The following is a 16442-nucleotide window of genomic DNA, read 5'->3' on the forward strand; positions in this document are numbered from 1 at the left end:
CTTGAGGCCCCAGTCATACTGGTGGCTGCCTTTGAGGAAGAAGCCGGGGGCGGCCTGCGGGATGTCGGTGAAGTATTCCTTTTCCTTCTTGTCTGCTGCGCTGGTGGTGATGTCGGCCATGGTCGTGCGGGGTGGGGATGAATGAAGGCCGAACGCATACCCACAAGCGCCTTGGCTTCCATGCCTGCTTCGGCGGGAGTTGTGTCGGATTCCGCAACCATAAATCCACATCCCATTCTCTTCACAAGGCGTAGTGCCGTGCGTGTTTGATGCTTTTACCCTCCACTTCATGATCACCTGTGCCCTCGCCGGTCTGGTGTGGACGGTGCAGGTGGCGGTGTATCCACTGTTTGACCGGGTGGGCGTGGATGCCTTCAAGGCATGGCATGCGGCTTACACGACGTGCATCGGATGGGTCGTGGGGCCAATGATGCTGGCGGAGTTGGGCAGTGGTGCCTGGCTGTTGTGGACGGGAAGGCGTGACACGAGCTTTTTGATCAGTCTCGCGCTTTTGGCCGTCGTGTGGCTCTCGACGGCGCTGGTCCAGGTGCCGCTGCATCAGCGGCTTTCGAATGGTTTCGATGCCTCGACACACCAACATCTGGTGCGCTCCAACTGGCTCCGCACCGCCGCCTGGACGCTGCGCGGAATCTGTCTGCTTTTCTGTCTATGAACGATCTCTCTGGAAAACGCATCGCCATCATCGGCGCCGGGCTCGCGGGCATCGCGGCAGCGCGAGGACTTTCGCGACGTGGCGCGGCGGTGACGTTGCTGGAGAAGTCGCGGGGCTTTGGCGGGCGTTGTGCGTCGAAGCGCTGGGAAGGGCATGTCATCGATCAAGGGGCGCAGTATTTCACGATGCGCGATGACCGCTTTCGCGAAGCGGCCGTCGCGGCTTGTGGCGAGGCTTTGTGGAGACTGGAAATGCCAGTGCGGGATGAAAACGGCCGCGAGTTGCCAGATTCAGGCCGGTGGATTCATCGCGAAGGCAACAGTCGCCTCGCCCGCGAGTTGGCGAAGGGGTTGGAGATCCGCACCGAGTGCCAGATCGAGGATGCGCGGAGCCTGCTGGCTGATTTAGATCAGGTGGTGAGCACCGCGCCGTGGCCACAGACGGCGCGGCTTTTCGGTGTGGAGCAGAGTTTCGATTACATCCCATGTCTCGCGGTGGTGCTGGCCTATCATGGCGAGTGGATCGGCCGCACGCGTGAAACCTATGCCTTCAGCGCACCCGGCACCGCGCTGGCTTGGACGGCGTGCGAGAATCACAAGCCGGGACGCATCGCTCCGGGCTTCACGGTGCTGGTGGCGCATCTCGGTGAGGCCTTCAGCCGCGAGCATCTCGAAAAACCGCCTGCGGAGTATCCTGCGCTGGTTCGCTCGATGGTCGAAGAGCGCTGGGAGATCCCGGCAGATGCCTTTGCGGGTGCTTTCGGGCATCGATGGCGGCTCGCTCGTGTCGATGCGCCGATCACGGTGCCTGCTTTGCCCCCACGTCTGCACTTTGTGGGCGATGCGCTACGTCGTTCACGCGTGGAGGATGCGTGGCTCGCAGGACATGAGTTTGCCGAAACTACCTCATTTGAATCATGAACAACGTTCTCGAAGATCGCTGCGCCGGGATGGTCACCGGTGCCTACATTGGCGATGCGCTGGCGATGCCGGCGCATTGGTATTACGACCGCGCCGCGCTGCGTCGCGACTACGGCGTGATCCGCAGCTACCTGGCGCCGAAGCATCCGCACCCCGATAGCATCCTGTGGCGATCCAGCTACACGCCGCTCAACGAACGCGGCGACATCCTGCGAGAGCAGGCGCAATACTGGGGCCAGCCGGGCATGCACTATCATCCGTTTCTACGGCCGGGTGAGAACACGCTTAACCTCCAACTCGTGCGTGTGCTCGATGAATCGCTGACTGCCAAGGGTGGCTACGATCTCGATGACTACTTGCAGCGCTACATCGACTTCATGCTCACGCCGGGGCGGCATCGCGACACCTACGCGGAGGAGTATCATCGGCATTTCTTCACCCATCTGGCGCGTGGCTGGAAGCCGCAGCGCTGCGGCGGCGCGGATGTGCACATCGGCGGTCTCGCGGGCGTGGGACTGCTGTGTGCTCGTCTGGGGAAGGAAGCACCGGAGGCTGTGCTGGAGCATGTCGGCTTTTCCCATGGCGATGCCGACATGCTCGACGCGGCGAAAACCCTCACGCGCATGCTGCTGGCTCTGTTGCTCGGCGAGCCGCTGCGCGAAACGATTCTGCATCATGGCGGCCGCTGGTTCTCGGAGCGAAAAGCGGCGCTTTGGTCCAAAGAGCCCGATTTGGTGGTCATCGGCCGCCATGTGAGCCCCGCGTGTTACATCCGCGAATCGTTTCCCGCCGCGCTTTACCTCGCATGGAAGTATGCCGACGAGTTCGAGGCCGCCGTGGTGGCCAACACCATGGTCGGCGGTGACAACTGCCATCGCGGTGCGGTCATCGGAGCACTCGTGGGAACCGCGTGCGGCTTTGAACGGCTGCCACAGGCACTGCGAGAAGGTTTGCGCGTCAATGAGCGCAGCGCGGTGGAATCTCCGCCAAAGATCGCTTGATGCTCCAAGGCATCCCGGACAGGCTTGTATCCGATTCCGCAAAACCGCATGCCAGACAAGCCTTCCATCCTCAGTGTCGTGCCCGCTGGGTCGGCACATCGCGTGCAGGGTCACCGCAGCGTGGCGCTGCCGGGTGTGACGGTGGACATCCTCACCACGCGCAAAATCGAGCTGGAGCACTGGGAGCTGCGTCGGCTGAACGATCCCTACTGGCGGCTCTACTGGCCGATGCAGGAGGGCGGCGTGGTGGAGATCGACGGGGGCTCGACTGTGCTGAAACCGGGCACGGTGTATCTGATTCCGCCACGCACCACCTTCAGCACGACGACGCGGCGGCCCTTCAGCAAATGGTACTGCCATTTCAATCTCGGTCCCGCAGCGGATCGTGCCGCGCCGGGCATCTATGCCTTTCCCGCGACTTCGGCGCACAAGTCGATGCTCAACGAGCTCATCAAACTCGGTGCGAAACCGCAGAGCGTGCGCTTTCCATGGGTGAGCATCCAGCTCGTGAGCGAGTTCGTGAAGAAACTGCCCGCCAGCGTGTGGGAGCAGCAGCGACTCGATGCGCGAGTGCTGCGTGCGATGGAGTTCATGAACCAGCATCTCGGCCTGAAGCTCACCGCCGATCAAATCGCCCGTCACGCCGGCCTCAGCGTGCGCAATTTGAACCATCTCTTCAAAGAGGAGGTGAATCAGCCGCCCATGCGCATTCTGCTCGACTACCGCCTCGACGAAGCTTGCCGCCTCCTCCGCCACACCGACGACAGCATCGAAGCCATCGCCGAGACCTGCGGGCTGGTGAACCGCCACTACTTCAGCCGCATGATGCGCCAGTATCGGAATACTTCTCCTGCCGCCTATCGGCAGGAGAGTTGGGGATGAAGGTGGCGCATGCTCACTTCATCGGATGCGCCTTGAGGATCTCATCCGTCGTGAAGAGCATCATGCGGCCTTTGTTGGCGTCGCGGATGGCTTTGACTTCGGCGGGGGTGACGGGGTCGGCTTTGTTGCCGAAGTTGTTGCGGACGAAGGTGAGGACGTTGGCGATTTCCTCATCCTTGAGCATGCCGGCGAACGGGGTCATGGCGACCTGGCCGTTGTATTCTTTGCCGCCGACTTTGATGGGGCCCATGAGACCATACATGACGATCTTGATGAGGCGCTCCTTGTCGTCGGTGACCCAGGGGCTCTTCACGATGCTGGGGAAGGCGGGATCGAGTCCGGCCCCGTTGGGCTGATGGCAGGTGACGCAGTGGCCTTCGCGAAAATAGACCTCCTGTCCGGCGGTGAACTGGCCTTTGGCGACCGCGCTCAGATGCGCAGGCGGCGGGACGACCTTGTACTCGGGCTTGGCGACCTCGACGATGCCAGCGAGGCGGTCGGCGGCGGTTTTGGCGGCGTTTTGGGTCCATTCATCGAGCGGGAGCTTCGCGGCCAAAGCGACGATGTTCTTCGCGGCGGGGATGTTGGGCAGCCAGGAGGCGGCGATGATGGCTTCGAGGCGCACGCGGCCGTTTTCGTCCTGCGCGGCCTTTTCGAGCAAGGCGACGTGATCGGCGATGCGGTGCGTGTTGTAACGCAGCACGCGGACGGCGGCGGCGCGGGCGTGGAAGTCCTTCGCGGCAAGCATTTCACGCAGCAGGCCTTCATCGGCGGCATTGAGGCCCCAGGTGGTCCAGAGGGCTTCGAGCTTCGCATGCGTGTCGGTCTGCTTGGCAGCCCAGGCTTTGACGGCGGGCAGCACTTTCTCCGCACCGAGGCCACGCAGTTCACGACGTGTGCGGTAGCGCTGGCGGAGTTCGGGAGCCTTCAAATTCTCCAAAAGAGCCTCCACCGGTGCTCCGGCGACGGGCGCGGCCTTAACGAGCGGGCGGCTCGGATAGGTGATGCGATAGATGCGGCCGTGGACGTGGTCGCGGAGGGGATCGCGGGCGTTGTGCTGCATGTGGCCGATGAGCACGTTGTGCCAGTCGATGACGTAGAGACTGCCATCGGGTGCGAATTCGAGATCGACGGGGCGGAAGTTGCCATCGCTGCTCTGGAGGAGGTCGGGCTGGTGCGTGGTTTTCCAACCGGTGCCAGCTTCGTTGTCCTCGATTTTCACCTGCTTGATGCCGAGGAAGCCGATGGCGTTGCAGTAGATGAGGTCGCCCTGCACGTTGTCAGGGAAATGGCGGCTGCTGACGATTTCGAGGCCGCTGGTAGGACGCACGTTGTGGCCTTTCGGGACAAGGTCGGGCGTGGAGGGCGTCTTGCTGCCAAAGGCGGGCTTCACCTGCACGGGCAGCGCGTAGTTCATCGTGGTGCCGGAGGTGTGGAGGAGGAAATCCTGGCCCCATTGGTCAAAGACATAGCCCCAGGGATTCGGAATGCCCATCTGGATGGTGCGCTCGAGCTGGCCGCGCTGCGGGCTGTAGCGGAAGAAGCCGCCATCGACGCAGCGCACGGGGCCGTAGGGAGTTTCGACATTCGAGTGAAGGAACACGCCTTCGCAAAGCATGAACGCGCCACTGGGATCAGCCGTGAAGGCGCTGATGGCGTGGTGTGTGTCGTGCGTGTCAAAGCCACCGAGCACGATCTCCATGCTGTCGGCCTTGTCGTCGCCGTTCGTGTCGCGGATGAGCACGAGATTCGGCTCCTGCGTCACATACACGCCCTCGGGTGCGAACTCGAAGCCGATGGGCAGGTGCAGCTTGTCGGCGAAGACGGTTTCCTTGTCTGCTTTGCCGTCGCCATTGGTGTCTTCATAGATGAGCAGTTTGTCATCCGGCAGCGCATCACCGGGGCGATAGTGCGGATAAGTCGGCATCGTGGCGACCCACAGGCGGCCTTTGTTGTCAAAGCTGAGCTGCATGGGGTTCGCGAGATTCGGGAACTCCTTTTCGCTGGCGAACATCTCCACTTTGTAACCTTCCGGCACGGTGAGGCTCTTCACGGCTTCCTCGCCATACAGATACTTCGTGCTGCCGTTCTTCACGCTCGGCTGGTAGTTCGTGGGCACCTCGGGCAGCTTGTGCGTCTTGCTGTCATCGACCTTCAAATCGGTCGTCTTGCCGGCGGCGACATTGCGGATGAGGTCATCACGCAGCGCGGCCATCTCGCGGGTCTTTTTCACTTCATCGGGGTAATTCTGCGGGCCGTAGGGGTTGTAGCGCTGGCCGTGCGTGTGCACGCCGTTGAGGATGTTGTAGTCGTTGTTCCAGAACCAGTCCTTCTGCATCACCGCCTCGTGCACGAGCTTCGGATCGGCCTTCGATTCGCGGCTGGCGTGGCCGTAGAGGCCGGTGGCGAGCCATTCGGCCATCTTCTCATAACCCTTGTCCGTCGGCACAAAACCACCCGTGGTGAAGGCTTCGCCGCCTTCGGCATAAACCGCCTTCGAAGGCGAAAACACGTCGATGTAGGTGAGTGAGTGCTTCTTCGCCACTTTCTCGATGGCGGCGGCATAGAGCAGCAGGTTCGCGTTTTCAGTATCACCCTTCGGCAGATCGCGTTTTGCGCTCTGGTCTTCATACGCGATGGGGCTGACGAGCACCACACGCGGCGCTTCCTTGCCGTTGTAGGCCTTGCTCAGCGTGTGAACGACCCACGCATCGAGTTCCGCCTCGAAGTTGCCCACCTTGTTCGGGCCGTCGAAGCTCTCATTGTAGCCGAAGAAGGCCACGATGGTGTCCGCCTTCAGATGCGTGAGCCACTGGTCGGGCGTCGGGTAGAAGCCCTTGCCATTGTGCACGGTCTTGTCGGGATGAAACTTCTCCGCGCCGGGGAAGGCCCACTGCGAGACGCGTGCGGGATGCGGACGAAAGCCCGGCGTGTCACCCACATGGCCCATGTTGCGGAAGAAGAGCTCGCGGCCCGGATAACGAAGCTGCAGCTCCGTCTCGATGCGGCTGTACCACGTGTCACGCTCGGCGAGTCCATTGCCGATGAGCACGATGCGCTCGCCTTTGCTCGGTGGAGCGACGTTTTGCGCACGCGCCTTCGTGGCGGCAGGCGGCTCGGCATTCGGCGCATGCGGCGGATGATCGGCGGCTGCGGCATCAGGCTTTTTGTCACCGGGAAGGCCCATCGAGGGGCTCTTGCCCGTGGCGAAGTCACCGGGCTTCAAATTGCGCTGCTTGAAGTAGCCCGCGTCTTTGATGAAGCCATACATCGTCGGGTTGAACGGATCGACAAAGGCCACATCGGCCTTCGCAGGCACTTCGATGCCGGTGAGGTGATACGCGGCATTCACGATGAGGCGGCGCAGGTCCTCGTCGATGAAATCGACCGCCGCACCCATCGTGGTGCAGAAGGACTTGCCCTGCGTCTTGCCATCCGGCGCGGTGTAATTGAAAAGCCATGCGAGCGCCTGCATCGGGTTGTTCTTCGGGCCGTCGATGGGCAGCGAGCGATCATGCAGGCTGGAAGTCACCGCGCCGCGCAGGAGGATGGTGGCCTTGCTCAAATCGAGATTCTTCACGCCATAGACATCCGAGGTGCCAAAGATCTCCTCCACGCCGCGAAGGACGGGGTTTTTGAGGTTCGCGGTCTCAAACTGACTGCGTGTGCCTTCCTTCTTGTGCGCCCCATGATGCGACACCCACTGCTCACCGAGGATTTTGAGGCCGAACTGGCTCCATTTGAAGTCGCCGGTCGTCGCACTGCCGGTGAAGGCATGCGTGGCCGTGCGAAAACCGATCACCGGCTTGCCCGCATTCAGGAACTTCGCGAAATGCGCCAAATGCTCGTCCGGGAGCTGACGGAAGCGCGTGCCGATGATGAGCAGGTCGGCGTCGTTCAGCGTCTCGGTGCCGCGGATGTTCTTCTGGTTGTTCGGGTCGATGTAGCCCGCTTTTTCATCCGTGGAGAAAAGCACGATGCAGTTGAAGCCATGCTTCTTCGCCAAAATCTTCGCCAGCATCGGCATCGACTCCTCCGTGCGGTATTCTTCATCCCCTGCGACGAGCACGACTTTCTTCCCACCACCCGGCAAACCGGGATTCGCGGCGATTTCGAGGTATTCCTGCGCGGACGCGACCGAGGCAAGCAGGGCGAGAGAGAGGGCGATGAACTTCATGGGTTGGGGAAAAACAGCGGGGAGCGGATATACCGCATTAAAAGCCAAAACCGGACAAAAAAAGTGGGCGACCCTTCATTTTGCGGGCCGCCCACGATGGTTTGTAGAACTCAAACAGTTGTCACTTCGCGTGCAGTACGCCGCGCATGATGATGCCGTGGCCGGGGAAGCTGCAAACAAATGGGTAGTCGCCTGGAGCGGGCAAAGTGAACTCCAACGTCTCTTCTTTGCTCATGTCGAGGAGCTTGGTGTGGTGCAGCACGTCGTCGCTGGCGGGGATGAAGCCTTTTTCGAAGCCAGCGGCTCCCATGACGATGGCGGCGTTCATGACGGCGTCGGCTTTGCCGGGCTTGGTCACGAGGAGGTTGTGGGGCATGACGTCGGTATTGGCGAAGGTGAGCTTGATCTTCTTGCCGGCCTTCACGTTGAGCTCTTTGACGTCATACATGAGGCGCTCGCGGATGGTGGCGATGCGGATGGTGGTCAATTCAAGCGTGTCGCTGAGGATGCCGGATTTTTGGGCCTTCTCCTCGGCTTCTCCGGCGATGACGCCGCCTTTGGTGCTGGCTTCGACGTTGAACCAAAGTTGCTGCACGACGTTGGCGGCGTTGCGGGCGTGGAGTTCGGGGCTGGTTTGCAGTTTGGCGAGCAGGGCGGTGTCGCGGACGTTGTGCTGCTGGTGGAGCCAGAGGGCTTCGAGAAGGTGATGGGCGTCTTCTTTCTTCGTGGCGTCGAATTGCTTCATCCATTCCTTCGTGGCGGCGATGACTTCGGCGGTGGGGCGCTCGCTGAGTTCGACGCGGGTGCGATGGCGCACGCTGTCGGTGGGGTGCTTGAGGTTTTCGAGCAAGGCGGGGATGGGCTGGCCGTCGATGGCGACGGGCTTCTGCAACTCGCGGCCTTTGGCGGTCATGCGGTAGATGCGGCCGTGTTTGTGGTCGCGGTTCGGATCGCGGACGTTGTGCTGCATGTGGCCGATGATGACGTTGTGCCAGTCGGCGATGTAAAGGGAGCCGTCTTCGCCGAAGACGGCATCGCTGGGGCGGAAGTTTTTGTCGCCGCTCATGAGCAGGCCGCGGGATTTGTCCTCGGTGACGCTGCCGTCGGCCTGCGTGACTTTGACGGTGAGTTCGGCACCGGCAGGCTCGCCCCAAACGCTGGCTTTGTCGCCATCGCGAGCAAGGTCGTAGTGCTTGATGCCGAGGAAGCCGATGACGTTGCAGATGAGGAAGTCGCCTTGCATGTCTTCGGGGAAGTGGGTGCTGCTGACGACTTCACTCGCGGTGACAGGGCGCACTTCCTTCTTGAGCAGCTCATACATTTTGAAGCCGTTGCCTTCGGGGCGCACTTGATACGCGCGACCGCCGGTGCCGTCGGTGGCGTAATGATAGCCCCAGGTGTCGAAGGCGATGCCGTGCGGGTTCGGCGAGTTGTCGGCGTGTTTCGCGATAGTGAAGCGGCGCGGATCGAAGCGATACATGGCGCTGGTGCCGGTCTGCAGCGAGGGGCCCCACGGATGCTCGTGATTGTGCACCATGAAGACACCGCTCTGCCAGTAGATGCCGCCATCGGGGCCCATGATGAGGTTGTTCGCGCCGTGATGCGTGTCGGCGAAATCGACGCCTTGCAGCATGATGGTGCGCACGTCGGCCACGTCGTCGCCATCGGTGTCTTTGAGGAAGATGATGTCCGGGGCGCAGGTGACGATGACGCCGCCATTCCAGAACTCAAAGCCGAGCGGGTTCTGCACTCGGGCGAACTCGGTGAGGCGATCCGCTTTGCCGTCCTTGTTGTCGTCGTGGCAGATGACGAGGGCGTCCTTCATCTCTTTGAGCGGCTCCCACATCGGGTAGGTGTGCCACACGGCGGCCCAGAGGCGGCCTTTGGTATCCACCTGCATCTGCACGGGATTCACGAGCTGCGGGAACTGCGCTTCATCGGCAAACAGGCTCACTTCAAAGCGCGGATCAAAGGCCATGTGCTTGATGGCTTCCTGGCCGCTGATGTATTCCGTGCGGCCTTCCTTCATGGCGCTGGAGGACTTTGATTTGCCACCGACATTGGAAATTACCGGCACAGGCGGCGGCACGTTGCTGTCATCGACTTTGAGATCGCCGCCTTTGGATCGCGCCCACACTTTGGCATCGCGATTGCCGGTCATGACATCGAGCATCGTCAGCTCGTGCTGGAGCACCACGGCGTTGGTTTGGCCATCGGTGAAGGAGAGCGTCGAGCGGCCACCCCACACGTCATTGCCATCACGGGCACGGTAGCGGGCGTTCCAATGCACGTCCTTCTCCATCACGGCCTCACGCAGTTCTTCGAGCGAGGCGGAGGCGGTGACTTCCTTGCCGAGCAAGGCCTTCGCGATGACTTCCGCGAGCTGGCGATTGCCTTCAGCGCTGAGATGCACGCCGTTGATCGTGAGCGGCTCCTTCGCGGCTTTGAAAAGATCGAGCGAGGGATGGAAGAGATCGACAAAGCCCACGCCCGCTTCCTTCGCGGCGGCTTCAGTGGCCTTCGTGTAGGCTTCGAGTTGCGGATTGTGCTCCGCGCCGTTCGGCACGTTCGGGTTTTTCGTGTCCTCATGCGCGATGGGGCTGAAGAGCACGATGCGCGGGAAAGTTTTGCCATTGGGCTTCGTGCCGCGCACATACTTCACGAAATCGACGAGCTGCTTTTTGAAGTCGTCCGGCTTGTTCTCGAAGGACTCGTTGTAGCCGAAGAAGGCGAACACGACATCCGGCTTCACATGGCGCAGGTAATCCGTCATGTGCATGTGCCCGCCGCTGCGCGGAAAGGAGTTCGGGCGGTCACCGCTGGCGCTCATGTTGCGGAAGCGCACGTTCTGCTCTGGCAGGGCGCTTTGCAGCACAGTCTCCATCCAACCATCGTGCTGCATGCGGTCAGGCAGGCCGTTGCCGAGGATCGCCACGGTGTCGCCCTTGCTGAAAGCGAAGGGCAGCGTGTCTTTGTAGTCCGCAGGCACGTCAACGAGCGCAGGTTCTTTTGAGGCCGCTGGTGCAGAACGGCCGCCACCACTGCCTTTGACCGCGGGTTTCCCCGGTTTCCCATCAAACGTGAGGTAAGCGAGCTTGCCGCCGCCTTTCACATCAATCGTCATCGCTTCCATGCCCGCGACGTTTTTGACCTCAAACACCGGTTTGCGTGCCTCATCGAGCAAACTCAGCGTGAAGCCACCCAAACGCTCCGGGAAGCCCTGACGCGCCCACAGGCCGATCGAATCCACTTGCTGCGCCGAGCCCAGATCCAGCTCCCACCAAGGATTCGGCTTGTTCTCAATCGTGTGCGTCATGCCCTTGCCGTAGTTCGGGCTCTTGTCGCCATCCATCGCCCGACTCGCATCACCACCGTGCCCCGTCGTCGATTGCGTGGCCTTCCCACCCTTCGCGATGTTCTTGCCACCGCTCAGGATTTCGATCTCGGCGATCTGAATGCACTGACGCTCGCCAGGAATCTCGATGCGGACAAAACGGGCCGGTTTGCCCGTGGCGACGCTCGGTTTGGCATCGACGGTCGCGGCCGCAGGAGCCGCAGCGGTTTGCTTCGCTTCTTTTTTGGCCTCTTTCTTCTTCTCAGGCTTCTTGACGTTGTCGTTCGCGGGGATCGGGCTTTCAAAGCCGGCATACATCTCCGGTTTGATGCCGCGGGCGTAGGCGCCACCGCCGAAGGTATTCGGCTTGAAGGGGCCGACGAAGGCGATGTTGAGGTCGGCTTTGATCTGCTCTTCGAGACCGAGGGCCCAGAAGATGCCGTTCACGAGCAGGCGGCGGTAGCCGTCGTTCGTGATGTCTTCGGAGGTGCCGTAAAGAGAGGTGAAAACGCGGCCTTCTTTGCCAGCAGCGGATTTGTAGCTGCGGGTCCACTCGCTCGGCATCGGTGGCTTGGTGGTGTCGGCGGGGGAATCGGGCGTCATGCCGTTCAGCGGCTGCGCCATGGTCAGAATCTCGCCGGAGGTCGGTTTGCCGACGTAGCCGCCTGCCTGCACCCAAACGTCCTTCACACCGCGCAAGATGGGATGCGAGGCCTTGTCCGGCACGAGAGCGATGTGCGTGCTCTGCTTGTGATTCGTGCCGTAGTGGCCCACCCACGTCTGCCCGAGCACCTGATGGCCGAAGCCGAGTTCGTAGTCGCTGCCTTTGTAGTCGAAGGAATACTTCGCGTAGGGTGCGTCCTTCGGAATCTTGAAGCCGTGCGTGGCTGTGCGCAGGCCGACGACGGGGCCGCCGCGCTTCAGATACTCATCGAAGTGCTTCATCTGCTCAGCGGGGAAGTTTTGGAAGCGCAGGAACACCACCGCGAGATCCGCGGTGTCCAGCGCCTCGATGCCTGGCATGTTCGACGCATCACCCGCGACGATCTCACCCGATGCCGGATCAATGCCAAACAGCACGGTGCATTTGAAGCCCTGATGTTTTGCCAAAAGCCGCGCCAGCCCCGGAAGCGACTCCTCCGAGCGATACTCATGGTCATCCGCCATGAAGACGATGTGCTTGCCTTTGCCAGGCCCTTCGGTGCCTTCATAGACCAGGGGCGCAGCCGTCGCGAAGGTGGCGAGCGAGAGCAGAGTGAGGAGAGTGTGTTTCATGCGGTTGAGAGGACTTCTAAGTCGCCAGTTTGCCGCCAGATTTTACGACAAAAAGAGAAGATTTAGAGTCTTCATCTCGCACGAACCGCTGAAAGCGGACACAAAAATGTCCAAAGACCAACTTTTTCGTCACGCCACGATCTCCTTCAGCACGCCGGAGCTATCGCCGTGCCGCTCGGCATTCACGCCGATGCCATGGAGCAAGGTGAGCCAGGTATTGCACAGCGGTGTGTCCTTCGGCGCGACAATGTTGTGGCCGAGCTTGATACCCGCGCCGCCGCCGGCGAGGAGCGTGGGGCAGTTGTCGAGGTTGTGCTCGGTGCGGATGTTGCTGCCGTAGGCGAGAGCGACGTGATCAAAGAGGCTGCTCCCATCGGCTTCCTTGGTGGCTTTGAGTTTGTCGAGGAGTCCGGCGAGCAGCTCGCTCTGCACGAGATCGCGCTGCTGTGAGGCGGCGAGCTTTTCGCCCATGGTCGAGTGGTAGTGACTCATGTCATGCGGGGCCACTTTGATGCCGATGCTCGTCAGCAGCGTGCTCACCGGCTGGCGGTAGGTCAGCACGCGCGTGCTGTCCGTCTGCATCGCGGCGACGATGATGTCATACATGATCGTGATCTCTTCTTTGCCAGCGAGGCCTTCCTGCGGCTGCGGAATCGCCGCCTTCGGCTGCGGCACGCCGATCCATTGCTCGTCCTTCGCGAGGCGCGTCTCGATGTCGCGGATGCCCTGGAAGTATTCGTCTAGCTTCGCCCGGTCATTCTTGCCAAGCCCACGCTGCATCGCCTTCGCGTTCTCCATCACCGTGTCGAGCACGCTGCGCTTCTGCGCCAGCATCGCTTTCTGCTGCTCGATGGGCGTCGTGTCTTTGGAAAACAGACGATGAAACGCCTCCACCGGGCCTTTGTGACCACCGATGGGCTTGCCGCTGACATCCCAAGCCATCGAAAGCCCCGGCCCATGTCCCGAGGCCTCCGCGTTCTCGCTGCCATTGAGCTGGAGCGAGGCAAACCGCGTCTCCATGCCGAGCTTCGCCGCCGCCACCTGATCCGCCGAGATGCTGTTGTGAAACGTCTGCCCCGGCTCCGCGAAACGGTTCGCACCCGTGAGCCACATCGTGCTGCCCCAGTGACCTTCGTTCGAGTATTTGTTCCAAAGCCCCTGCACCACCGTGAAGTCCGCCTTGTGCCTCGCCAGCGGCTTCAAGCCCTCCGGCAGCGTGTAATCCTTCCCCGTCTGCTTGATGTCCGGAAACCAAGTCTCCGTCGTGATGCCCCAGCCGAAGCCCAAGAACACGAGACGCTTCGGCGGTGCAGACGGTGTCGCCGCCGAAGCAAAGCGACGAAAGCCCAACGACTCAAGCGCAGGGAGAGCGATCAGCGAGGTGCTGGACTGGAGGAAGTGACGGCGGGTTTTCATGGAGATTACTTGGTGTGAAATTCTTTGCTGCTGACCAGCGCCTGAATGAACTCGCGCATTGCGAGGTTCTTCTTTCCGGCCTGCGAGATCATCTCATCGACCAGCGGCTCATCGCGGAAGCCAAGCGGCCTTCCCAGGGCGAACTCGATCAAGGCTTCGCTGAAGCTACGGGCGAAGGCGTCGGACTTGCTTGCGATGATGTTGCGCAGCTCGAAATAGTCTTTGAAGGCGGGGCCTTTGTGGAAGGCGGCGGCGGAGTCGATGGTCCAGGTCTTCTTGCTTTTGGGGTCGGGTTTACCGTTGGCGTCGAGGGCGGTGTAGCTGTCTTCGGTGCGCCATTGGCCGGCGGCGTCGAAGTTTTCCAACCCGAAGCCGATGGGATCGATTTTGCGATGGCAACTGGCGCACTGCGGGTCCTCCTGATGCGCGAGGAGTCGCTCGTGCGTGGTGAGAACCTTGCCCGCGAGTCGCGTGATGGCGGGTACATTCGCGGGAGCTGGCGGCGGGGGATCGTGCAGCAGCTTGCGCAGCACCCAGGCTCCGCGTTCGACGGGGCTGGTGCGCTCGCCATTGCCACCCATGAAATGAATGGCTGCCATGCCGAGCAAGCCGCCGCGAGGCGAGTTCTTTGGCAGCGACACTTTTTCGTAGCCTTCACCCTTCACACCGGGGAGGCCGTAGTAGTGGGCGAGCACGCGATTGATGACGACGTAGTCGCTTTTCAAAAGATCACGCAGGCTGGCGTTGTGCTTCAAAATGTGCGCGATGGTCTCGTGGATCTCGCCTTTGGCCGCGACCTTGGTTCCCGAGTCAAAACGCGGATACAGCGCACGATTCACCTCAAAGAAGTCGATGCGGTCCAAACCGAGCCACTGATGCACAAATGCGGTCAAAAAGCCCTCCGAGCGCGGATCATCGAGCAGGCGGTTGGTTTGAGCGGCGAGCACTTCGGGCTTCGACAGATCGCTTTTTCGCAACTCGGCATCCGGCGGCGCGCTCCAGAGGAAGTAGGAGAGTCGTGTGGCGAGTTCGGCGTTGGACAATGAGACAGGGAGATGGGGAGACAATGAGACATCCGATTCGCGGATCCTCTGTGTCTCCCTGTCTGATTGTCCCCTTGTCTGATTGTCTTCAGCGTCTTCACCCAGCTCCGCGAGGTAAAGAAACATCGGCGAGGTCAGCACGACGGACAACGTCTCCTTCAGCGCGGCCACGGGCTTGTCACCAGCTTTGCGGCGCAAGTCGTAAAGGCTCATCAAGCGATCCACATAGTCCGCAGGCGGAGTGGTGCCGCGAAAGGCCTCCGTGGCGAAGCGCTCGAAGGCGGAACGCAGCTCGGCAGCAGCAGGTGCGGGCGATTTGTCATCGAGCGGCAGCTTCAGCGCGGCAAAACCGGGCGGCACGGGCTTGGCTGCATTCGGCACGCGTTCGACCTCGATCCAGTCCACCCACAGCGCCAGCTCGGGGCCGATGCCGTTGCGCTTCACGGCCTCGGCACGCTTGCGATTGCCTTCTTCGTTGGTGTCCCAACTGCCTTTCTCGCGGAAGAACAGCGAGCGATTGTCGCGGCTGAGATTCGCTCGCGTGAGGGTGAGCGGAATCTCGATGGTCTGTGGGTTTTCCATCGTGCCGGTGATCTCGTAAGTGTTCAGCACCTTGCCCGTGCGGGCATGAATGCCGAAATCGAGGAAGCGACGCTCTGCAGGCGCATCCTTCACCGCTGCTGCTCGCACACGGACGATGTAATCGCCCACCGGCCAGTCAAAAGGCACGAGCAGCTCGATGTAGTTCACGTTCAGCTCGGCTGGATGTCGCGTCTGCGTGCCGAGATACGCGCCCTGATCCACCGCAGGCATCTGCGTGTAATACTCGTGATACTTCAGCCAACCCGCGCCGAGCGAATCATTCGCCAGATCGGCATCGTTCTCGCCTTTCTTATCAAAGCCAAACGTGCGCGGATTCGGCGCCCCGGGGATGCGGGCCCACTCGCGGCGGAGGCGCGATTCGTTGTTCTTCACCTCCTCACGGATCTTCGCGACGATCTCCTTGTTCTCCGGCTTCGCCATGGCGGCCTCGACGGCCTTCACCCACTTCTGCGCACGCTCGCGGGCATCGATTTGATACTTCACAAAGTCCTTCACCCTCGGAGTGGTCGTCTCGCCCTCGTAATGGAGCTTCTTCGTCACGCTCGCCGCTGTTTGCCACGCAAAAGCCTCCTCCAGCGCCTCGCGACCGAGCGCCTGATACTGCTCGATCTGGTTCGCCGACATGAAGAGGTTCGAGCCCACGGTATCAAAGGCCCCTGAGCCCCCATCCGGCGGCAGCTCCGCCACATTGATTTCCACGCCGAGCAACTCTCGCAGCGTGTTTTTGTATTCCCGACGATTCAGTCGCCGCATCGTGATCACGCCCTTTTGATCGCCAAGGCTCCGCCGCGCCGCCACCATGACATTTGCGAGGTCATCGAGGAAATCGGCCTTCGCAGCACTCGCCGGCTGTTTTTCGTCCTCCGGCGGCATGTCGCCCGAGTTCATCGCATTTAGCACTTTCTGCCACTTCTCCGCGATCTCGACATTCGTGATCGCCAGCGGCAGATCATCCACGCGGAACTTTCCTTTCTGCTTTTCTGGCCCGTGGCAGCTCACGCAGTGCTCTTTGAAAAGCGCACGATGCTTCTCCGGCATCGCCGGATCAGCGGCGAGGAGGACGGAAGGGACTAAAAGGATAGAAACGATAGGTAGTCGCATGACAAGGGGGCGTGGGC

8 protein-coding genes are annotated in these 16442 nt (G+C 61.4%); 4 read left to right on the forward strand and 4 right to left on the reverse strand.

The window, feature by feature from the left end:
• The first annotated feature begins 289 nt into the window (after positions 1-289).
• From ACILSE_RS06055 to ACILSE_RS06070, 4 genes are read left to right on the forward strand one after another with little or no spacing between them, the layout of a single operon-like run.
• The gene (locus tag ACILSE_RS06055) at positions 290-673 is read left to right on the forward strand and encodes a hypothetical protein (RefSeq protein ID WP_395716470.1); all 384 of its coding nucleotides are present in this window, start codon (positions 290-292) and stop codon (positions 671-673) included.
• Complete coding sequence (locus ACILSE_RS06060; RefSeq protein WP_395716471.1) at positions 670-1593, forward strand: NAD(P)/FAD-dependent oxidoreductase; 924 nt, start codon at positions 670-672, stop codon at positions 1591-1593. Before ACILSE_RS06055 ends, ACILSE_RS06060 begins: the two co-directional genes overlap by 4 nt.
• The gene (locus ACILSE_RS06065; protein ID WP_395716472.1) at positions 1590-2594 is read left to right on the forward strand and encodes an ADP-ribosylglycohydrolase family protein; all 1005 of its coding nucleotides are present in this window, start codon (positions 1590-1592) and stop codon (positions 2592-2594) included. Before ACILSE_RS06060 ends, ACILSE_RS06065 begins: the two co-directional genes overlap by 4 nt.
• A gap of 48 nt (positions 2595-2642) precedes the next feature.
• A complete protein-coding gene (locus ACILSE_RS06070; protein ID WP_395716473.1) occupies positions 2643-3476 on the forward strand; it encodes a helix-turn-helix domain-containing protein in 834 nt (277 codons plus the stop codon).
• A gap of 13 nt (positions 3477-3489) precedes the next feature.
• Here the strand turns inward: ACILSE_RS06070 and ACILSE_RS06075 are convergent, their stop codons facing one another.
• The 4 genes from ACILSE_RS06075 to ACILSE_RS06090 form a co-directional block, all read right to left on the reverse strand.
• Positions 3490-7653, reverse strand: a complete 4164-nt coding sequence (locus tag ACILSE_RS06075; protein ID WP_395716474.1) for a PVC-type heme-binding CxxCH protein — start codon at positions 7651-7653, stop codon at positions 3490-3492.
• 121 nt (positions 7654-7774) lie between these two features.
• Positions 7775-12262 carry a PVC-type heme-binding CxxCH protein gene (locus ACILSE_RS06080; RefSeq protein WP_395716475.1) on the reverse strand — a complete coding sequence of 1496 codons (4488 nt, stop codon included), beginning with the start codon at positions 12260-12262 and terminating at the stop codon, positions 7775-7777.
• Positions 12263-12391: 129 nt separating this feature from the next.
• Positions 12392-13678, reverse strand: a complete 1287-nt coding sequence (locus tag ACILSE_RS06085; RefSeq protein ID WP_395716476.1) for a DUF1552 domain-containing protein — start codon at positions 13676-13678, stop codon at positions 12392-12394.
• A gap of 5 nt (positions 13679-13683) precedes the next feature.
• A complete protein-coding gene (locus ACILSE_RS06090) occupies positions 13684-16425 on the reverse strand; it encodes a DUF1592 domain-containing protein (RefSeq protein WP_395716477.1) in 2742 nt (913 codons plus the stop codon).
• Between the last annotated feature and the right edge of the window lie 17 nt (positions 16426-16442).

Source organism: Prosthecobacter sp. (genome assembly GCF_044236155.1).
Lineage (GTDB): Bacteria > Verrucomicrobiota > Verrucomicrobiia > Verrucomicrobiales > Verrucomicrobiaceae > Prosthecobacter.